The organism is Nocardia sp. NPDC006044 (assembly GCF_042871115.1).
Classification (GTDB): domain Bacteria; phylum Actinomycetota; class Actinomycetes; order Mycobacteriales; family Mycobacteriaceae; genus Nocardia.
Genome location: NZ_JBIAID010000003.1, coordinates 1013206 through 1032222, shown reverse-complemented (window position 1 = coordinate 1032222; position 19017 = coordinate 1013206). Strand labels below are relative to the sequence as shown.

17 protein-coding genes and 1 pseudogene are annotated in these 19017 nt (G+C 68.1%); 8 read left to right on the top strand and 10 right to left on the bottom strand.

Annotated elements, in window-relative coordinates:
* Positions 1–42: 42 nt before the first annotated feature.
* Positions 43–693, bottom strand: a complete 651-nt coding sequence (orn, locus tag ACFYO1_RS29245; protein ID WP_387237510.1) for an oligoribonuclease — start codon at positions 691–693, stop codon at positions 43–45.
* 386 nt (positions 694–1079) lie between these two features.
* Between orn and ACFYO1_RS29240 the strand changes: the two genes are divergently transcribed.
* On the top strand, positions 1080–2858 hold the full coding sequence (locus ACFYO1_RS29240; protein ID WP_387237507.1) for a helicase HerA-like domain-containing protein: 1779 nt from the start codon (positions 1080–1082) through the stop codon (positions 2856–2858).
* Positions 2859–2940: 82 nt separating this feature from the next.
* Here the strand turns inward: ACFYO1_RS29240 and ACFYO1_RS29235 are convergent.
* The 4 genes and pseudogenes from ACFYO1_RS29235 to ACFYO1_RS29220 all read right to left on the bottom strand — a co-directional run bounded on the left by ACFYO1_RS29235 (position 2941) and on the right by ACFYO1_RS29220 (position 8039).
* Positions 2941–4207: pseudogene (locus tag ACFYO1_RS29235) on the bottom strand (diaminopimelate decarboxylase family protein).
* A gap of 165 nt (positions 4208–4372) precedes the next feature.
* Entirely contained in the window at positions 4373–5716 is a 1344-nt protein-coding gene (gene lysA, locus ACFYO1_RS29230; RefSeq protein WP_387237504.1) for a diaminopimelate decarboxylase, read from the bottom strand.
* A 151-nt stretch (positions 5717–5867) separates the two neighbouring features.
* A complete protein-coding gene (gene cmrA / locus ACFYO1_RS29225) occupies positions 5868–6671 on the bottom strand; it encodes a mycolate reductase (RefSeq protein ID WP_387237501.1) in 804 nt (267 codons plus the stop codon).
* A gap of 18 nt (positions 6672–6689) precedes the next feature.
* A complete protein-coding gene (locus ACFYO1_RS29220; protein ID WP_387237498.1) occupies positions 6690–8039 on the bottom strand; it encodes an MFS transporter in 1350 nt (449 codons plus the stop codon).
* Positions 8040–8148: 109 nt separating this feature from the next.
* On the opposite strand from ACFYO1_RS29220, the gene ACFYO1_RS29215 reads away from it, so the two are divergent.
* A complete protein-coding gene (locus ACFYO1_RS29215; RefSeq protein WP_387237495.1) occupies positions 8149–8706 on the top strand; it encodes a PadR family transcriptional regulator in 558 nt (185 codons plus the stop codon).
* A 26-nt stretch (positions 8707–8732) separates the two neighbouring features.
* Positions 8733–10763, top strand: a complete 2031-nt coding sequence (locus ACFYO1_RS29210; protein WP_387237491.1) for an FAD-dependent oxidoreductase — start codon at positions 8733–8735, stop codon at positions 10761–10763.
* Between the two features lie 63 nt (positions 10764–10826).
* Here ACFYO1_RS29210 and ACFYO1_RS29205 read toward each other — a convergent pair whose 3' ends face one another.
* Positions 10827–11255, bottom strand: a complete 429-nt coding sequence (locus tag ACFYO1_RS29205) for a pyridoxamine 5'-phosphate oxidase family protein (protein ID WP_387237488.1) — start codon at positions 11253–11255, stop codon at positions 10827–10829.
* A 165-nt stretch (positions 11256–11420) separates the two neighbouring features.
* On the opposite strand from ACFYO1_RS29205, the gene ACFYO1_RS29200 reads away from it, so the two are divergent.
* The 3 genes from ACFYO1_RS29200 (at position 11421) to ACFYO1_RS29190 (ending at position 14721) form a co-directional block, all read left to right on the top strand.
* Positions 11421–11966: a hypothetical protein gene (locus ACFYO1_RS29200; protein WP_387237485.1), complete on the top strand. Its 546-nt coding sequence runs from the start codon at positions 11421–11423 to the stop codon at positions 11964–11966.
* 349 nt (positions 11967–12315) lie between these two features.
* Positions 12316–13557, top strand: a complete 1242-nt coding sequence (locus ACFYO1_RS29195) for an oxygenase MpaB family protein (protein WP_387237482.1) — start codon at positions 12316–12318, stop codon at positions 13555–13557.
* A 147-nt stretch (positions 13558–13704) separates the two neighbouring features.
* Entirely contained in the window at positions 13705–14721 is a 1017-nt protein-coding gene (locus ACFYO1_RS29190; RefSeq protein WP_387238647.1) for an alpha/beta hydrolase, read from the top strand.
* 6 nt (positions 14722–14727) lie between these two features.
* Here the strand turns inward: ACFYO1_RS29190 and ACFYO1_RS29185 are convergent, their stop codons facing one another.
* The 3 genes from ACFYO1_RS29185 to ACFYO1_RS29175 all read right to left on the bottom strand — a co-directional run bounded on the left by ACFYO1_RS29185 (position 14728) and on the right by ACFYO1_RS29175 (position 16839).
* Positions 14728–15873: an RNA polymerase sigma factor gene (locus ACFYO1_RS29185; protein WP_387238644.1), complete on the bottom strand. Its 1146-nt coding sequence runs from the start codon at positions 15871–15873 to the stop codon at positions 14728–14730.
* Positions 15873–16280 (bottom strand): YciI family protein, encoded by a 408-nt coding sequence (locus ACFYO1_RS29180; RefSeq protein WP_387237479.1) that lies wholly within the window; start codon positions 16278–16280, stop codon positions 15873–15875. The genes ACFYO1_RS29185 and ACFYO1_RS29180 overlap by 1 nt, the downstream gene beginning before the upstream one ends.
* A gap of 61 nt (positions 16281–16341) precedes the next feature.
* On the bottom strand, positions 16342–16839 hold the full coding sequence (locus ACFYO1_RS29175) for a pyridoxamine 5'-phosphate oxidase family protein (protein WP_387237476.1): 498 nt from the start codon (positions 16837–16839) through the stop codon (positions 16342–16344).
* A gap of 171 nt (positions 16840–17010) precedes the next feature.
* Between ACFYO1_RS29175 and ACFYO1_RS29170 the strand changes: the two genes are divergently transcribed.
* Both ACFYO1_RS29170 and ACFYO1_RS29165 read left to right on the top strand, forming a co-directional pair.
* Positions 17011–17424, top strand: a complete 414-nt coding sequence (locus ACFYO1_RS29170) for a nuclear transport factor 2 family protein (RefSeq protein ID WP_387237473.1) — start codon at positions 17011–17013, stop codon at positions 17422–17424.
* A gap of 79 nt (positions 17425–17503) precedes the next feature.
* The gene (locus ACFYO1_RS29165; protein ID WP_387237470.1) at positions 17504–18262 is read left to right on the top strand and encodes an SDR family NAD(P)-dependent oxidoreductase; all 759 of its coding nucleotides are present in this window, start codon (positions 17504–17506) and stop codon (positions 18260–18262) included.
* Positions 18263–18265: 3 nt separating this feature from the next.
* Here ACFYO1_RS29165 and ACFYO1_RS29160 read toward each other — a convergent pair whose 3' ends face one another.
* Positions 18266–18886 carry a TetR family transcriptional regulator gene (locus ACFYO1_RS29160; RefSeq protein WP_387237467.1) on the bottom strand — a complete coding sequence of 207 codons (621 nt, stop codon included), beginning with the start codon at positions 18884–18886 and terminating at the stop codon, positions 18266–18268.
* Positions 18887–19017: the final 131 nt, after the last annotated feature.

Genomic DNA, 19017 nt, shown 5'->3' with positions numbered 1-19017 from the left:
ACACCGGCGCCGTCGATATTAGCGTGTCACCCCGTCGTCTCCCTAATCGGTTTCCGGTGAGGCGTTGACCTGGGCCGATTCGGCAGCCGTCGCGGCGCCGCTGATCTCGGCGGCCACCGCGGCGATCTCGGTGGTGGACGGGCCGGGCGCCGCGACGAACGCGGTGCGGCGGTAGTACTCCAGCTCGCGGATGGATTCCTTGATGTCGGCCAGGGCGCGGTGGGCCAGGCCCTTCTCCGGCTGGCCGAAGTAGATGCGCGGGTACCAGCGGCGGCACAGCTCCTTGATCGAGCTGACGTCGATCATCCGGTAGTGCAGGTGGGCGTCCAGCGCGGGCATGTCGCGGGCGATGAAGCCGCGGTCGGTGGCGATCGAGTTACCGGCCAGCGGCACGGTGCCCGGGGTCGGCACGTACTGCTTGATGTAGTCGAGGATCTGCTGCTCGGCCTCGGCCATGGTGACGGTGGAGCGGCGCACTTCCTCGGTCAGCCCGGAACGCGCGTGCATGTCCACGACCACCTGGGGCATGGCGGCCAGCGCCGCGTCGTCGGCGTGGATGACGACGTCCACGCCCTCGCCGAGGATGTTGAGATCGCTGTCGGTGACGAGCGCGGCCACCTCGATCAGCTTGTCGCTGTCCAGGCGCAGGCCCGTCATCTCACAATCCATCCACACCACATATTTATCCGACACGGCAGCAACATTAGCTGTGTTGGATTTGCAGCGCCTTCGGCGCTGCGTGTTCGCGGCCCCGGGGTGTCTCGCGTCCGAGCGGCCGCGACTAGCGACTTCGTCGCATGCGCTGCGGCCACTCGGACGCGAGACGGGCCGCGAACGATCATGCTCGGTCTCGCTTCGCTCGAAACCGGGGGTTGGGGTGGGGCTGTTTGCGTAAGCGTGCAGGTTACGACGCTGTGGTGCGCAGTCAATCGACGAGAAGCCCACTGCCGTACAAGGGAGGCGAGCCCGCTAACGGCACTTGCGGGGATACAGTTTCTCCAGATCGGCACAGGCGTTTTCGGTACGACAGCAAACACTGCGTAAAGCAGTTCGAGTCTGATCAGACGGAGGATCGTGCGATGACCACCCCCCAGGAGAAAGCGGCTGCTGCGCGTAAGGCTGCCGAGGAGGCGGCGAAGGTGGCTGCGGAGGCGGCCGCTGCCGCTGAGGCTGCCGAACGTGAGCTTGCCGAGCAGGAGGCGGGCGACAGCGGGAAGGCGAAGCAGAAGGCCGAGAGCGCGGCCGCCAAGGCGGACGAGACCGCCGCTGCCGCCGCCGAAGCCGCGAGCAAGGCCGAGCAGAAGACGGCCGCGGCCGGCGAGGGCGCGAAGGCGGGCGCCGGGTCGGCGGCCGCACAGGAGATCGCCGCCGGGTACGCGTTCGACGGGGTGGCGCTGGAGCTGGGCACCGTCGTGGTCGACGGCGAGGTGGATACCGCTGCGCGCGTGCGCATTCCGATGCGCACGATGAACCGGCACGGCCTGGTGGCCGGCGCGACCGGCACCGGTAAGACGAAGACGTTGCAGGGCATCGCCGAACAGCTTTCCGCCGCAGGCGTTCCCGTGGTGCTCGCCGACATCAAGGGCGACCTGTCCGGCCTGTCGCAGCCGGGCGCGGCCAACGACAAGCTGAGCGCGCGCGCCGCGGAAACCGGCGCCGAGGACTGGAAGCCGACCGGCTTCCCGACCGAGTTCGTCTCGCTCGGCACCAACGGCATCGGCGTCCCGATCCGCGCGACCATCACCTCGTTCGGCCCGGTGCTGCTCAGTAAGGTGCTGGGGCTCAACGAGACTCAGGAATCCACGCTCGGCCTGATCTTCCACTGGGCGGACAAGAACGGCCTCGCCTTGCTCGACCTCAAGGACCTGCGCGCGGTGATCACGCACCTCACCAGCTCCGAGGGCAAGGAGGACCTGAAGGGCATCGGCGGCGTCTCCGCGGCCACCGCGGGGGTCATCCTGCGGTCGCTGGTGAACCTGGAGGCGGACGGCGGCGACACGTTCTTCGGTGAGCCGGAACTGGATCCGGGCGATCTGGTGCGGGTCGCGGGCGGGCAGGGCGTGATCACGCTGTTCGAGCTGGGCGCGCAGGCGGCGCGGCCGGTGATGTTCTCCACCTTCCTGATGTGGGTGCTCGCGGATTTGTTCCAGACGCTGCCCGAGGTGGGCGACGTGGACAAGCCCAAGCTGGTGTTCATCTTCGACGAGGCGCACCTGTTGTTCGCGGACGCGTCGAAGGCGTTCCTGGACCAGGTGGAGCAGACGGTCAAGCTGATCCGCTCCAAGGGGGTCGGCGTGTTCTTCTGCACCCAGTTGCCCACCGACATCCCGAATCAGGTGCTGTCCCAACTGGGTGCGCGCATCCAGCACGCGCTGCGCGCCTTCACCCCGGACGATCAGAAGGCGCTGTCCAAGACGGTGCGCACCTACCCGAAGACCAGCACCTACGACCTGGAGAAGGCGCTCACCTCGCTCGGCACGGGCGAGGCGGTGGTGACGGTACTTTCGGAGAAGGGCGCGCCGACTCCGGTGGCGTGGACCAGGATTCAGCCGCCGCGGTCGCTGATGGACACGATCGGCGACGACGCGATCAAATCACGGGCGCTGTCGAGTTCGTTGTACAGCAAGTACGGCCAGACCGTCGACCGGGAGTCGGCCTACGAGATCCTGGCGGCGAAAGTCGCTGCGGCAGAACAGGCTCCACAGTCCACCCCGGCCCCGGGCCGCTCGCCGAAGGAGGAGGACTCCACCGCCGAGCGCATCATGAAGAACCCCGCGGTCAAGAGCTTCCTGCGGTCCGCGGCCACCGCCGCGGGCCGCGAGATCAGCCGCAGCATCTTCGGCACGCGGAAGCGCTGACAGCCGCACACCTCTCGATTTCCCGCACAGGGAATGGCATGCGATTCCCTGTGCGGGAGGTCGGGAGGTGTGCGGCGGGGGGTCAGCTCGCGTCGCGGTCGAGCAGGGTGGGCTCGCGGCGGACTAGTTGGGCGAAGTGCCCCTCGCGCACGGCGATGACGCGGGTGCGGGGGGGTCCCGTGCTGGTAGGCGCCGGTGCACGGCACGGCGAGTAGCTCGCCGGGGCGCAGGTCGGCGGGGAGGCGGGCGTCGGTGGCGAGGATGACATCGCCGGCCCGTCCCGCGACGGTCGCGCTCACCAGCGACCCGGTCGCCCGCCGGTTCGCGACCACCGCACCCGCGAAACCCGCTGTCCTGGTGCGGGTCTCACTGTCGATGACCACCGACACATGCCCGCCGTCACTGTGCTTGACCGACAGCACCCGATACAGCGTCACCCCGGCCCGCGCGACGATCCCGCGCCCTGGCTCCAGCGCCACCTTCGGCCGCGGGAAGTGCTGCCGGGCGCACGCCGCGTCCAGTGCGTCCTCGATGATCGCCGACAGCTCAGCGAGATTCATCTCGGCGTCCCCGTTGCGGTAGGCGATGGCGTGCCCGCCGCCGAGATCGAGATCGGTGAGAATCCGGTCGTGGTCGTGCCGGACCTGCGCCAGCTCGGCGACCATCCGCCGGATCGCCTCGCCGTAGTGGTCTGGGTTGTAGATCTGCGACCCGAGGTGGCAGTGGAACCCGATCAGCTCGAGCATCGGCGTGTCCAGCACCTGCGCCACCGCCGCGGTGCTGAGGTCGCCGAGCGGGAACCCGATCGGCTCGGCGGACGAGTCGCAGTCGAGACCGGGGCACACCCGCAACAGCACCCGCTGCGGCCGAGTGACAACCGAGGCGAGCAGCTCGATCTCGTCGAGTGAGCCGACCACGATCCGGCCGACCCGCCGGGCCACCGCCGTCGCCAGCGTCTCGCGCGATACGCCGTTGGCGTGCAGGATGATTCGCCGCGGTTCGACCCCGGCATCGAGCGCCGCGGTCAGCTCGCCGAACGAGCACACCGCGACCGAGAGCCCTTCCCTGGTGACCCAGTCCGCCACCGCACCGACCAGCAACGCCGTTGCCGCGTAAGCGATCTCGGCTTCGGGGAAGGTCTTGCGATAAGCGCGGCAGCGCTGCCTGACCTCGCGCTCGTCGAGCACCCGCGCGGCGGTGCCGTACGTCTCGGCGATATCGGTGAGCGCGACGCCACCGACGACGATCCGGCCCTCGGCGTCATACCTGGCATCGGAGGGCCAGACCGCGGAATCCAGCTGCCCGGCCGTTCCCGGCCGGGTCGGCGAGAAGAAGTCCACAAGCGTCACGGGTGCTCTCCTGATCCGCTCCCCGCTTTCTCTACCTGCGGGGCCTACCAACAACTACGCCTGCCGACAGAGCGCAGACAGGCCGCTTAGCGCAACGTTGACCACCGTCGAGCTGATCTTGACGGATCACTGACACGCCGGGGCCGCGCGGCCCCGGCGTTCAGCTCACCAGCCGATGTCGCGGCACATCAGATCCGCGACGGTCTCCCGGCGCACCAGCTCCCGGCACTGCCCGTGCCGCACGGCCACGATCGGCGGCCGGCCGACGCTGTTGTAGGACGAGGCCAGGCTGTGGTGGTACGCGCCGGTGCACGGCACCGCGAGCACCTCGCCGGGCCGCAGATCGACCGGCAGTTGCACGTCGGTGGCCAGGATGTCGCCGGCCTCGCAGAACCGTCCGGCCACGGTCGCGGTCATGCTGGCGCAGGTCGGGTGCCGGTTCGCCACGACAACGCTGTAGCGCGCGCCGTACAGCGCGACGCGCGGGTTGTCGCTCATCCCGCCGTCCACGGTGACGTAGGTGTGGCCGCCCTCGATGTGCTTGACCGACAGCACCCGGTACAGCGTCACCCCCGCGTGCGCGACGATCGCCCGGCCCGGCTCCAGCGCGATCTGCGGGCGCGGGAAGTGCTGGCGCGCGCACGCCGCGTCGAGGGCGTCCTCGATGATGGCGGCCAGGTCGCCGAGGTTCATCTCGCCGTCGCCGGTGCGGTAGGCGACCGCGTGCCCGCCGCCGAGGTCCAGCTCGGTGAGCACGTGCCCGTGGTCCTGCCGGACCCGCGCCATCTCCGCGACCACCCGGCGCACGGCCTCGCCGTAGTAGTCCGGGTCGCTGATCTGCGAGCCGAGGTGGCAGTGGAAGCCGACCAGGTTCAGCTTCGGCTGGCGCAGTATCCGCGCGACCGCCTCCGCGGCGGTGTCGCCGCCGAGCGGGAAGCCGAACTTCTGATCGGTGACCCCGGTGCGCACCGCGGGATGCCCGTGCACGTCGATGCCGGGGGACAGGCGCAGCAGCACCTTCTGCGAGCCGGTGACCAACGCCGACAGCAGCGTGATCTCGGCCAGCGAGTCGACCACGATCCGGCCGACCCCGGCCTGGATCGCGGCGGTCAGCTCGTCGAACGATTTCCCGTTGCCGTGCATGATGATTCGGTGCGGCGCGACGCCGGCGGCCAGCGCGATGGCCAGTTCGCCGGAGGAGCACACGTCCACCGAAAGCCCCTCCTGGGAAACCCAGTTGGCGACCGCGCGGATCATCAAAGCCTTACCCGCGTAGATGATCTCGGCCTCGGGGAAGGCCTTGCGGTAGGCCCGGCAGCGCTCCCTGACCTCGCGCTCGTCCAGGACATAGGTCGGAGTGCCGTACTGATCCGCGATATCGGCCAGGGCCACCCCGCCGATCGTGATCCGGCCCGCGTCGTCGTAATGCGTGTCCCGCGGCCATACGGCCGAGTCGAGGCGTGGGGGCATCCCCGACTTCAGCGACGGGAAGATTTCCAGCAGCGTCACGGTGTCTCCTGTGTGCGCCCCCGCTATTCCGTAGGCGGGGCCGCTGTCAGGACTACGCCGCTTTCCTCTTGGGCAAACGTCCAGCTTACGACTGCTTGACGACCGGAGGCCCGATCTTGACGGATCCCTGACCCGGCGGTGACGGGCGTCTCTAGCCGCCGAGCTTCTTGTAGAACTTGCCCGCGATCGGCGCGGTGACCGCGCGCGGACCGTACTGGCCCGCGACGCTCATGCCCTTGCTGATCAGGCCGGGAACCACGCGCATCTTGTTGCGGGCCAGCGCGTCGATGGACACCTTCGCGGTGTACTCCGAGGACACCCACATGAAGTCGGGTACCAGCCGGTCGACGATCGACGCGTCGGCCGGATCGGGCACATCGGTGCGCACCGGGCCCGGCGCGAGCAGCGTGACGTTGACGCCCGAGTCCTTCAGTTCGCCGCGCAACGACTCGGAGAAGGTATTGGCGAACGCCTTGCTGGCCGCGTACGTGGCGTTATTGGGGATCGGCATGTTCCCCGCCGCCGACCCGCTGATCAGGATGCCGCCCGCGTGCCTGGCGATCATCCCCGGCAAGACGGCAAGCGTAAGGTCGTGCACCGCAACGGCATTGAGCTCCATCTGCGCGCGCTCATAAGCGAAATCCAGCTCGGCGACCGCCCCGAACGTGGCGATCCCGGCGTTGTTGCACAGAATCGAGATGTCGCGCGCCGACAGCTCCTCGACCAGCGCCGCGCGCTGTGCCCGATCGGACAGATCCACCGCCCGCACCTCCGCGGTGATCCCGTGTGCCAGCGTCAATCGCTGCGCCAGTTCGGTAAGCACCTCACCGCGCCGCGCGACCAGGATCAGCGAATAGCCGCGCGCGGCCAGTTCGGCGGCCAGCGCGGTGCCGATGCCGGAGGAGGCGCCGGTGACGACCGCGCGGTTCTCGGAAGTGGGGGAGGGCAGGCTCACGCCAGGGAGCCTAGCGGGTCAGTCGAGCCGGTCGATGGCGGCGATCTCGGTGGGATCGGGGGAGCGGACGGGAAGCAGGGCGAGCAGGCCGACCGCGAGCACCAGGATGATGCCGATGATGCCGGCGCGGTCGTTGTCGAAGATCCAGACGAACAGGCCGAAGAACGTGGGGGCGAGGAAGGAGACGGCGCGGCCGGTGGTGGTGTAGAGGCCGAAGAGCTGGCCCTCGCGTCCGGGCGGGGCGAGGCGGGCGAGGAAGGAGCGGGCGGCGGATTGGGCGGGGCCGACGAAGACGGTCAGCAACAGGCCGAAGATCCAGAACAGCAGCGGGCCGGAGACCGCGAGCAGGGCGAGGCCGCAGACGATCATCGCGGCCAGCGAGACCACGATGACGATCTTCGGGCCGCCCCGGTCGTCGAACCGGCCGGCGACGATCGCGCCCAGTGCCGCAACCACATTGGCGGCGATGCCGAACAGCAGGACGTCGGAGTCGGCGATGTCGTACACCCGGACCGCAAGCACCGCACCGAAAGTGAACACCCCGGCGAGTCCGTCCCGGAAGACCGCGCTGGCGATCAGGAAGGCGGCGGTGCGCCGGTCGGCCACCCAGAGCTCGCGCAGATCGCGGAACAGCACCCGGTAGGAGGCGAAGAATCCCGCGCTCGCCGCGCCGGGATCGGCGTCGGTGCGCGGCAATTCGGGCACCGCGAACAACACCGGCAGCGCGAACGCGGCGAACCAGACCGCCGCCACGATGGCGACGAGGCGGATGTTGAGCCCGTCGTCGGTCGGGATGCCGAGCAGCCCGCGACTGTCGCCGCTGCCGGAGATGAAACCGAAGTAGCAGATCAGCAGCAAGAAGATGCCGCCGAAATAGCCCATCGCCCAGCCGAATCCGGAGACCCGGCCGACCGTCGCCGGGGTGGACACCTGACGCAGCATCGCGTTGTAGGGCACGCTGGCGAGTTCGAAGAAGGCGGAACCGAACGCGAGCAGCAACAGGCCGAGCCACAGATAGTGGTAGTCGTCGTGCACGAAGAACATCAGCGTCATCGACGCGATGCAGAGCCCGGTCAGAACGGCAAGGGAGCGTTTACGTTTCGCGGACGCGTCGAATCGCTGCCCGCTGACCGGCGCGGTCACCGCGACCACCAGTCCCGCGAGCCCGAGCGCCCAGCCGAGCCAGGCGCTCGGCGAAACCCCGCCCGGTAGGTCGTCGCCGACCTTGTCGGTCAGGTACACCGAGAACACGAAGGTCAGGATCACCGCGTTGAACGCCGACGAGCCCCAGTCCCAGAACCCCCACGCCGCCACTTGCCCGCGCCCGGCGGCCTGACCGACCGTCGCCCGCGCGTCTACCTCGCCCATGCCGCGCAGCCTAGTGTGATTTCCCTCGCGGAACGGGTCCAACACCGACACCGAAACCAGGGTATGCACTCAGTTGCATAGTACTGGGTGTCACGGCTACTCTTGCCGCATGGCCCTCGAGCACGCGTTGCTGGTTTCGCTGACCGAGCGGGCCGGCTCGGGGTATGAGCTGGCCCGCCGCTTCGACAAGTCCATCGGATACTTCTGGAGCGCGACCCACCAGCAGATTTATCGCGTGCTCAAGCGGATGGAGGAGTCCGGCTGGCTGATCAGCGAGTCGGTCACGCAGGAGGGCAGGCCGGACAAGAAGGTGTACGCGGTCAGCGCGGCGGGCCGCGCCGAGCTGGCCCGCTGGATCGCCGAACCGTCCGACACCGGCACCCCGCGCAACGAGCTCGCGGTCAAGATCCGCGCCGCCGCGTACGGCGATATCACCGCGCTGCGCACCGAGGTCGCCCGGCATCGCGACGAACACGCCCAGCGCCTCGAGGTCTATCGACTCATCGAGAAACGAGACTTCCCGGCACCGGATCAGCTCTCCGGTACGGCTCTGCACCAGTACCTCGTCCTGCGCGCGGGTGTCCGCGTGGAGGCGGGGTTCGTCGAGTGGTGCGACGAAGTTCTGCACGCCCTGCACCCGCCCGCGACAGCCCCGCGCGCGGAATGACCAACGGAGAAAGGTGAGACTCGCCGATGAGTTCGTACCCTCATTTATTCGAGCCTCTTGATCTCGGCTTCACCACCCTGCGCAATCGCGTGGTGATGGGGTCGATGCACACCGGCCTGGAAGACCGCGCTTGGGACACCAACAAGCTGGCCGCCTACTTCGCCGAACGGGCCCGCGGCGGTGTGGGTCTCATCATCACCGGCGGTTACGCGCCCAACCGCACCGGCTGGCTGCTGCCCTTCGGCGCCAAACTGACCAACAAGTCCGAGGCCTACCGGCACCGGGCGATCACCAAGGCGGTGCACAAGGAGGGCGGCAAGATCGCCATCCAGATCCTGCACGCCGGCCGCTACTCCTACATGCCCGGCAGCGTGTCCGCGTCCTCGATCAAGGCGCCGATCAATCCGTTCCGCCCGCGCAAGCTCTCGGCCAAGGGTGTCGAGCAGACCATCGACGACTACGCGCGCTGCGCGAAGCTCGCCCAGTTCGCCGGCTACGACGGTTGCGAGATCATGGGCGGTGAAGGCTATTTCATCAACCAGTTCCTCGCGCCGCGCACGAACAAGCGCACCGACAAGTGGGGTGGCTCGCCGGAGAACCGCCGCCGGATCGCGGTGGAGATCGTGCGCCGGACCCGCGCCGCGGTCGGCCCGGACTTCATCATCGTGTTCCGGCTGTCCATGGCCGAGCTGGTGGAGAAGGGGCAGACGTTCGACGAGATCGTCGCGCTGGCACAGGAACTCGAGGCCGCGGGCGCGAACATCCTGAACACCGACATCGGCTGGCACGAGGCGCGCGTCCCGACCATCGTCACCTCGGTGCCGCGGGCGGCGTTCGTCGAGTTCACCGCGAAGATCACCCAGCGGGTCACCATCCCGGTCTGCGCGTCCAACCGGATCAACATGCCGGAGATCGCCGAGGAAATCCTGACTCGCGGTGACGCGCAACTGGTTTCGCTGGCCCGCCCGTTCCTCACCGATCCCGAGTGGGTCAACAAGGCCAAGCAGGATCGGGTCGACGAGATCAACACCTGCATCGCCTGCAACCAGGCCTGCCTGGATCATGCCTTCGTGCACAAGACCGTGTCCTGCCTGCTGAACCCGCGCACCGGACACGAGACTGAGCTGAAGCTGCTGCCCACCCGCCGCACCAAGCGCGTCGCGGTCGTCGGCGCGGGCCCGGCCGGGTTGTCCGCCGCGGTGAACCTGGCTGAGCGCGGCCATCACGTCGACCTGTTCGAGGCCGACGACAAGATCGGCGGCCAGTTCGACATCGCCCGTCGCATCCCGGGCAAGGAAGAGTTCAACGAGTCGATCCGGTACTACCGGCGCAAGCTCGAAATTACCGGCGTCACGGTGCATTTGAACAAGCGGGTGAGCGCCGCCGAACTCATCGCCGGCCGCTACGACGAGGTGGTGCTGGCCACCGGCGTCAAGCCGCGCATCCCGAACATCCCCGGCATCGACCACCCGATGGTGCTGTCCTACGCCGAACTGGTGCGCGAGGAGCGCCCGGTCGGCAAGCGCGTCGCGGTCATCGGCGCGGGCGGCATCGGCTACGACGTGAGCGAATTCCTCACCGTCGAAGGGCATCCCACGCTGAAGCTCGACGAGTGGAAGGAAGAGTGGGGCGTCGACACCGAAGACGAACAGGTGCGCGGCCAGCTGACCAAGCCGAAGCCGTCCCCGGCCGCCCGCGAAGTGGTGCTGCTGCAACGCAAGTCGACCCCGTTCGGTAAGGACCTGGGCAAGACCACCGGCTGGGTGCACCGCGCGGCGCTGAAGGCCAAGGGGGTCGATCACATCGGCGGGGTCAACTATGAGCGCATCGACGACCATGGCCTGCACATCAGCTTCGGCGAGAAACGCCAACGCCCGCAATTGATCCCGGTCGACAACGTGATCATCTGCGCGGGCCAGGAATCGGTCCGCGACCTGGAGGACGAGTTGCGCGCCGCCGGCGTAAACCTTTACCTCATCGGCGGCGCCGAACTCGCCGCCGAGCTGGATGCCAAGCGCGCCATCGATCAGGGCACCCGCCTGGCCGCTCGCCTCTGAAATAGGCTCGGTGTCGTTGCGGGGCAACGACACCGAGTATTCGGGGGGTATCCGCACAGGCGGCTACATCTGGCTGTAGTCCTGGCTGATCCAGCGGTCGGGACGCACGGTGAACAGCACCGACGCGGTGCCGTCCATGCGATCGGCGAAGGCGCGACCCTCCTCGGGTCCGAGGTAGCGCACCGCGATCGCCTCGCGCGCGTCCCGCGGCGAGGGAGTGGCGGCGTCGACGACCGTGCCCTCGACGATGACGTACTGGTACGGCAGCTCTTCGCGCTGAACGGTGATCGTCACCGCGCCGGCCTCCTGCACGAGCCTGGACTTGCGCCGCCCCGCACCGGTATTGATCCTGATGTCGCCGCCGGGCGAGTAGTCGTACCAGATCGGGACCGCCACGGGCGGCCGCCCATCGGTCGCCGCGACCGACAACACCGCAATGTGCTTGCCCGCGAGGAATTCCTGACGTTCGATCTCCGTGAACGGTCTCGGCATGCGCACACCAACACACGGGCCCGGGAGTGTTATTCCCGTCCGGCTCGATGCGATTTCCCGCAGGCAGTAGCTGGTTCCGTGAGAGTGCGGTGAAACTCGGGTGAGACTCCGGCCTTCGACACTCGGTGCGTATTCATCCATCGGTTCGAACCTGGGGGCACCCACATGAGGTCCTTGATCACCACCCTTACCGCCGCGTCGGCCCTGATCGTCTCGGCCGTCGCCACCACCGCGTTCGGCGCGGCACCCGCGCAGGCCGAGTTCGCGTACTGGCTCATGTACAACCGCGGCAACGGTCAGTGCATGACCATCGAGAACGATCCGCACAACGCGATCGGCGGCACCGCTCGATTCGCGCCGTGCAACGCGAACGATCGACGGCAGTGGTGGCTGCGTGCGACCACCGGGCCGGACACGATCGCGTTCAGCACCCACGACCTCACCCGAGGCAAGCATCAGTGCATCGAAAACGCCGCGGGCGGCTGGGGTTTGGCCTTCCTCGGGGACTGCGACGCGGGCAACTACAAGCAGAACTTCACCCTCGAGTACGTCTTCTTCCCGGACGGGAAGGCCAGCACGGTCTACAAGGCGGCGCTGGACACCCGCCGGCTCAGCGTCCCGTCGGCCGCGGGGACGTCCTACGTCACCATTCGCGATGGCTTCGCCAATGAAGACCCGCGGATGCAGTGGGACCAGCTCCCCACGCCGTGACGTCATGCTGAGCACATCCCGCTTGGGATGTGCTCGGCTGTGTCCATGAAGTAACTGGTGGTTATTCATATGAGTGAGCTGGTGTGGAAGTCGGCCCCGGTGTGCAGTCTCGGCATGCTCGCTCGCTCGACCAGTCCGTCAATACCCCTGAATAGTCTAGTTTTTGGGATAGATTGCAGGTCGAAGCAGTGCGTTGAGGGAGAATCAGCCGCAATTTCTCAAAGCTGGTACGGCATGCGCGTCGCTGGAGTTAAGTTAATGACTATTCCTCCGCTGAAGGGCACGATCCGGCGCTACTCGCCGGCTCGGCGCCGACCCGGTGGTGTCTGGCTCAGCGAGGAGTAGCGACATGGACGGATTCAGCAGACGCAACGCGTTGAAGGCCGGCGGAGCATTGGGCGCGTTCGGTGCGCTGGCGATGGCCGCGCCGGTTCGGGCGGAGCCGTGGAGCTGGTCACCGGACGGCTCGGTGGCCGGCGGCGGGTCCGGAGTCGACCCGCTGACCGTGTGGGACGCGGAGGCGGATCCGCTCGTCGCCGGCCTGATCGACCGCGGCGAAGTGCCCAGGGTGAACGACCTGCTCCGCACGTGGACCAGAAACGGCCAGCCGCTGCCGGCCGGATTGCCCACGGAGCTGCGGGATTTCATGGAATACGCCCGTCAGCTCCCGCAGTGGACCGATCAGGGCAAGCTCCGCACCGCCGTCGAGTTCAACAAGAAGCGCGGCCTCTACCTAGGCGTCCTGTATGGCCTGGCCAGCGGCATGATGAGCACCGTCATCCCGAAGGAGGCGCGCGCCGTCTACTACTCCAAGGGCGGCCAGGACCTCAAGGACCGCATCTCCAAGACCGCGAAGCTCGGCTACGACATCGGCACCGCGAACGCCTATGCGCCGGACGGCGAAATGGTGGTGACCTGTGTGAAGACCCGGTTGGTGCACGCTGCCGTGCGCCACCTGCTGCCGCAGTCCCCGCACTGGGTGAACTCCGCCGCCGAGGACATCCCGATCAGCCAGAACGACATCATGGTCACCTGGCACAGCCTGCCCACCACGGTGATGAAGCAGCTGACCGCCTGGCAGGTGCCGATCCCGGTCGCCGAATCCGAGGCCTTCCTGCACTCCTGGCAGGTGTGCGCGCACATGCTCGGCGTCCGCGACGAATACATCCCCAACTCGTGGTCCGAGGCCAACGCCCAGGCCGCTCAGGTCCTCGACCCGATCCTGGCACCGACCCCTGAGGGTGTGGCGCTGGCCGACCGGCTGCTGCGGCTCGGCGTGAACCTCGATCTCGCGGTGCTGAGCAAACCGGTCCTCGGCGCGTTCACCCGTTTCCTGCTCGGCGACAAGATCGCCGACGGACTGGCCATTCCGCGCGAACCGGTCTGGGATCCGCTGCTCCGGGTGAGCTGGGGCCCGTTCATCGCGGTCCGTGAGGGCCTGCTCCCGGTCGTCCCGCTGGCGCCGGACGCGTACTGGCTCTTCGACGAGTTCCTGCGCCAGGCCGCGCTGATCTACCTGGCCGAGCTGCGCCTGCCGATCAGCATCGAGCTCCCGCAGATGAACCGGGACATGAGCCGGCCACCGCGCTGATCGAAAAAGATCGGAGTCGGACCAAACCGGTGATCGTAGCAACGCGAATTTCTCTCCGATGCCAAGTCAGGGCGTCGGCCGCTAGTGCGGCGTGTCCTGGCTGTCATCGGGGATAGTGGCCGACTGCGAGGAGAGGTTCTGGTGACTTTGAGACAACGGCGATCGACACGCACAACAACGCTGAGCTGGGTTCTGGCCGGGGTAGTCGCCGCGGCAGGCCTGATTGCGACGGCGGGCGCCGCGGCCGCGGCGCCCGCCGTTGTTTCGGTACAGGATGTGAACGACCGCCAGCAGGTGGTCACGGTCTTCTCACCCGCGATGAACCGGCCGATCCCGTTACAGATCATTCGCCCCGCCGACCGGGGGACGCCCCGGCCGACGCTGTATCTGCTCAACGGCTCCGGCGGCGGCCCGAACGAGAGCGGCTGGGATGTGCAGACCGACGCCGTGAGCTTCTTGAGCGGAAAAGATGTCAACGTCGTCACCCCGTTCGGTGGCGCCAATTCCTACTACACCGACTGGATCCGGCCCGACGCCGTGCTCGGATTCAACAAGTGGCAGACCTTTCTCAACGACGAGTTGCCACCGGTGATCGAGGAGTTCTTGGGCGCCAACGGAACTCGCGCGCTGGCGGGTGTTTCCATGAGCGGCACCTCGGTGCTGAACCTGGCCATCGCCAAGCCCGGTTTCTGGAGCGGCGTCGCGTCCTACAGCGGTTGCGCGCAGACCTCCGACCCCATCGGACACGAATTCGTCCGGCTCACCGTGGAGAACTGGGGTGGCGGGCAAAGCGTGGAGAACATGTGGGGCCCGGCCAGCAACCCGCTGTGGCGGGCCAACGATCCGCTGGTCAACGCGGAAGGACTGCGTGGGACCGCGGTGTATTTGAGTTCGGGCAGCGGTCTCGCGGGCATACCGCACGACACCCCCTTCGACCGGCGAGTGCTGGAGGGCCGGATTCCGCTGCCGGTGCAGATCGCCTTCGGCGGGCCGATCGAGGCGGCCATCCACTACTGCACGGTGAACCTGACGAATCGGTTGCGCGAGTTGAACATTCCGGTCACCTTCGACGATCGCCCGGTCGGCACCCACTCGTGGGGTTACTGGGAGGACGACCTGCGCACCTCCTGGCCGTTCATTGCGCAGTCGATCGGCATCGGCTGAGGCCGCTCAACCACGCAGTAGCGCGTTGAGCCGGGCGGCCTGCCGGGTCAGATGATCGCGTTCGGGCAGGCTGCTCGCCGCCTTGGCGGCCTCGGCATAGCGCTGAGCCGCGGTCGCCGGGTCGCCCGCACGCTCGTGCAGGTACGCCTCGACGGCGGCATAGCGGGGCAGCGCGGGATCGAGCCCGGCCAGGGCGGCCAGGCCGGCTCGCGCGCCGTCCGCCTCGCCGACCGCGACGGCCCGATTCAGCTGGGCCACCGGGCTTTCGGTGATCCGCACCAGTTCGTCGTACCACTCGACGATCTGCACCCAGTCGGTATCCTCGGCCCGCTGCGCGTCGGCGTGCAGCGCGGCGATGGCGGCCTGCGCCTGGAACTCGCCGAGCCGGTCGCGGGCGAGCGCGGCCTGCAGTATGTCGACGCCCTCGGCGATCAGGCGCGTGTCCCACAGCGTGCGGTCCTGCTCGGCCAGCGGAACCAGGCTGCCGTCGGCGCGGGTCCGGGCCGGGCGCCGGGCGTGGTGCAGCAGCATCAGCGCGAGCAGGCCGGCCACCTCCTCGTGCTTGGTCATGGCCGCGACCTGACGGGTGAGCCGGATCGCCTCGGCGGAGAGGTCGACGTCGCCGGAGTAGCCCTCGTTGAACACCAGGTAGAGCACGCGCAGCACGGTGGCGACATCACCCGCCTGGTCGAACCGGACGCCGGCCACGGTCTTCTTGGCCCGGCTGATCCGCTGCGCCATGGTCGCCTCGGGCACCAGGTAGGCCTGCGCGATCTGTTTCGTGGTGAGCCCACCGACCGCGCGCAGGGTCAGCGCGACCGCTGACGCCGGGGTCAGGGACGGATGCGCGCACAGGAAATAGAGCTGCAACGTGTCGTCGGTGTGCTCGGCCGGACCGGGTGGCGGCTCGGCGTCGATCCGCTGCTCCCGGTCGCGACGCGCCGTGTCGGAGCGGTGCGCGTCGAGGAACTTGCGCCAGGCGACCGTGACCAGCCAGCCCTTCGGGTCGGCCGGCTGCTGGTCCGGCCAGCTCAGCGCGGCCTGGATCAGCGCCTCCTGCACGGCGTCCTCGGCGGTCGCGAAGTCGACTCCGCGACGCACGAGGACGCCGATCACCGCGGGGGTGAGCTCCCGCAGCAGCAGTTCGTCCATCACTCGGTGACCGTCGGCGCCGCCCCGTAGGCCGGGCGCAGCTCCAGCCACTCGTGGATCGGCTTCCCGCCCGCGCCCGGCGCCGCGGACAACTCCGCCGCCAGCTCCAGCGCCCGCTCGTAGGAGTCGACGTCGATCACCATCCAGCCGGCGACCAGATCCTTGGTTTCGGCGAACGGGCCGTCGGTGACCGGCGGGCGCCCCTCGCCGTCGTAGCGGACGAACGTGCCCTCGGCGGAGAGCGCCTGTTCGCCGACGAACTCGCCGGTCTGCTCGAGCCGGGCGGCGAAATCGCGCATGTACTGGATGTGCGCCGTAACCTCTTCCGGCGTCCACTGATCCATCGGTACGTCGTTGACCGAGGCGGGCGCGCCGCGGTAGTGCTTGAGCATCAGGTACTTGGCCATCATGTTCTCCTCGGTGGTGTGTACGGCCCATTCTGGCCGGGTCTACTGCGGGAACGAAGGTTCAGGCGTGCTGTCGCGCCGCGCGCTGCTGGATCAGCTCCTCGACCGCGCTCGGCAGGGTCGATTCGAAGTCGATCAGCTTCGCCCAGGCCGGGGTCACCACGATCCGGACCATGCCGTCATAGAGCGAGCGCACCTCCGCCTCCCAGTGCACCCGCTGCTCGGGCGTCATCTCGTAGGTGGTGTTCATTTCGAGGTACTCGTCCGGGATGCCGTCGACGACGTCCAGCTCGGCCCGGCCGCGGATCAGCAGGATCTTGGGTGGATGCGCCTCGGTGTCGATGGTCAGCGCGACCATCGGGTTTGCCCGCAGGGCAGGCAATTTCGGCGCGTTCGTCGACGTGCACATGACGATCTGCGCTCCGTTCCAGCTGAACGCCATCGGGATGTTGCGGGGCGTGCCGTCCTTGGCGACGTAGGCCAGGCGGGTCAGGTCGCGGGCCAGCATCTCCTGGCTGAGCGGCCGGTTCAGCACCTCGGCGATCTCGTTGCGGTCCATGGCGATCCTCCGTCCTCCACGCGGCCGGTCGTGGCCGCTGATACACCTGGGACGGAGCCGGAATCGGATTCTCGACACACGCGGCGAACTTTTCCGGACGATCGCAATCGCCGGGTGACCTCGGCCGATTTCCGCCAGCTTCGCGGGCCGGAGTTTGCCAGCGTCGAACAGGTGACTCAGGACAACAAAGCCCTCGTGCAGAACGCGTGGAAAGCCTTCGCGACCCACGACTTCGACCAGATCGCGGCATGTTTCAGCGAGGACGCCGAATGGCTCGCGCAACCGCACAACGCCACCGCCGTCTTCCTGGACGGGCCGAGCTACCTGATCGGCCGGGCGACCATTGCCGATTTCATCGCGTACGGCTTCCCGAAGCTGTTCGCCGAGAACGTCGCCCTAACTTTCCGTGGCTTCTACGCCGAAGGCGACCGGGTCATCGTCGAGGAGACGATGAGCGCCACCCTGGTCAACGGCAACCACTACGAAAACGACTACTGCTTCATCTTCGAACTCCGCGACGGACTGATCCACCGTGTCCGTGAGTACATGGACACCGCCCGCGGCCACCGAATGGTCTTCGGTTAGTCGCTGACGAGGCAGCGCCGCCGGCCGCCCTGCCCGCGATCGGCGGTTGCCTCGAACGCGGTTGTCTAGCATCGGGCCTATGGCACTTTCCTATGTGGTGACCGGTGGCGGGCGGGGGATCGGACGCGGAATTGTCGAACGGCTGCTCGGGGTGGACAGTGTCGTGGTGGCGGTCGAGCTCGATCCGGCGGCGTTGACCTGGGCGGGGGAGCGGGTGATTCCGCTGACCGGCGACGCGTCCTCGACCGACATCGCCGAGGCGGCAGCGGATCTCGCGCAGCAAGCGGGAACGCTGACCGGCTGGGTGAACAACGCGGCCGTATTCCGGGATGCCTCAGTGCATTCCGAGTCCGCCGAACGCGTCGTCGACCTGATCACTGCCAACCTCGCGCCCGCCGTCGTCGGCTGCACCACCGCTGTCCGCCGTTTCCTGCGCGCCGGCACCCCGGGTGCGATCGTGAATATCACCTCACACCAGGCACAACGGGCGGTATCCGGCGCGCTGCCCTACAGCACCGCCAAGGCCGCCATCGAAGGACTCACTCGCGCGCTCGCGGTCGAGTACGGCCCCAAGGGAATTCGAGTCAATGCGGTAGCTCCCGGCTCCGTCGCCACCGAGCGCTACACCGAATTCCTCGCCGGCCTGGACGCTTCCGCGGCCGCGCGGGTCGAGCGGCAGATGGCGGATCTACATCCCATCGGCCGAGTGGCCACCACCGGCGAAGTGGCCGCGGCCGTCGCCTACCTGCTCTCCGAAGACGCGAGCTTCGTCAACGGCACGGTATTGCCCGTGGACGGCGGCCGCTCGGTGCTGGCCCTCGATCCCGAGGCCCGCTGAGGATCAGCGTTCCTTGGGCGGCCACCACGCGCCCATGCCCAGCGCGATCAAGCGCATCTGCTGGACGGTGCGGTCGATGATGGCGTCTTGTTCGCGGGGGAGGGCGGAGATGTAGGCGACGATGCCGTCGGTGACGGTCGAGACCAGCAGGTCGGCGGCGATCTCCAGGTCGGCGGGGGACCAGGAGTCCAGCGCGGAGATGCGGGAGAGGTCGGCGACGAGTTCGCGGACGATCAACTGCAATTCCAGCGCGATGGACTTGCGCAGCGCGGCCGAACCGCCGTGGCGTTCGCGAGTGAGGAAGCCGAAGAGTTCGCGTTTCGGCCCGACCTGGGCGAACACGAAGCGCACCGTGTCGGACAGGCTCGCGTCGGGCTTGCGGCGCACCTCGCGCAGGGCCAGACGCAGGGCGGTGATGCCGTCGTCGACCAGCTGCGCGCCGAGGTCGTCCAGCGACGCAAAGTGCCGGTAGAAGGCGGTCGGCACGATGCCGGCGCTGCGCGCGATCTCACGCAGGCTCAGCGCGGCGAACCCACGGTCGGCGGCCAGTGCCAGGGTGCCGTCCAGTAGGGCCTGTCGCGTGCGCTCCTTGCGCTCGCCTCGAGTTGCTGCCTGCTCGCTCATCACGGTGAGCATACATCCGTTCACCATTCCATTAATCCCAAGATGTAGTTCGTGTCACATGTTTTGCCGGTTGACACCGGACCCCGGTCATCGGTCACACTAGTTGAGTGTACATACGTACACTGAAATTG

Coding starts and splice junctions, on each gene's coding strand:
- ACFYO1_RS29185 (WP_387238644.1), bottom strand. CDS start 15,873: ATGGACGAACTGCTGCTGCGGGAGCTCACCCCCGCGGTGATCGGCGTC.
- ACFYO1_RS29205 (WP_387237488.1), bottom strand. CDS start 11,255: ATGCCGAGACCGTTCACGGAGATCGAACGTCAGGAATTCCTCGCGGGC.
- ACFYO1_RS29215 (WP_387237495.1), top strand. CDS start 8,149: ATGGCCCTCGAGCACGCGTTGCTGGTTTCGCTGACCGAGCGGGCCGGC.
- ACFYO1_RS29165 (WP_387237470.1), top strand. CDS start 17,504: ATGGCACTTTCCTATGTGGTGACCGGTGGCGGGCGGGGGATCGGACGC.
- ACFYO1_RS29220 (WP_387237498.1), bottom strand. CDS start 8,039: ATGGGCGAGGTAGACGCGCGGGCGACGGTCGGTCAGGCCGCCGGGCGC.
- ACFYO1_RS29195 (WP_387237482.1), top strand. CDS start 12,316: ATGGACGGATTCAGCAGACGCAACGCGTTGAAGGCCGGCGGAGCATTG.
- ACFYO1_RS29160 (WP_387237467.1), bottom strand. CDS start 18,886: ATGAGCGAGCAGGCAGCAACTCGAGGCGAGCGCAAGGAGCGCACGCGA.
- ACFYO1_RS29180 (WP_387237479.1), bottom strand. CDS start 16,280: ATGGCCAAGTACCTGATGCTCAAGCACTACCGCGGCGCGCCCGCCTCG.
- ACFYO1_RS29210 (WP_387237491.1), top strand. CDS start 8,733: ATGAGTTCGTACCCTCATTTATTCGAGCCTCTTGATCTCGGCTTCACC.
- ACFYO1_RS29175 (WP_387237476.1), bottom strand. CDS start 16,839: ATGGACCGCAACGAGATCGCCGAGGTGCTGAACCGGCCGCTCAGCCAG.
- ACFYO1_RS29200 (WP_387237485.1), top strand. CDS start 11,421: ATGAGGTCCTTGATCACCACCCTTACCGCCGCGTCGGCCCTGATCGTC.
- ACFYO1_RS29240 (WP_387237507.1), top strand. CDS start 1,080: ATGACCACCCCCCAGGAGAAAGCGGCTGCTGCGCGTAAGGCTGCCGAG.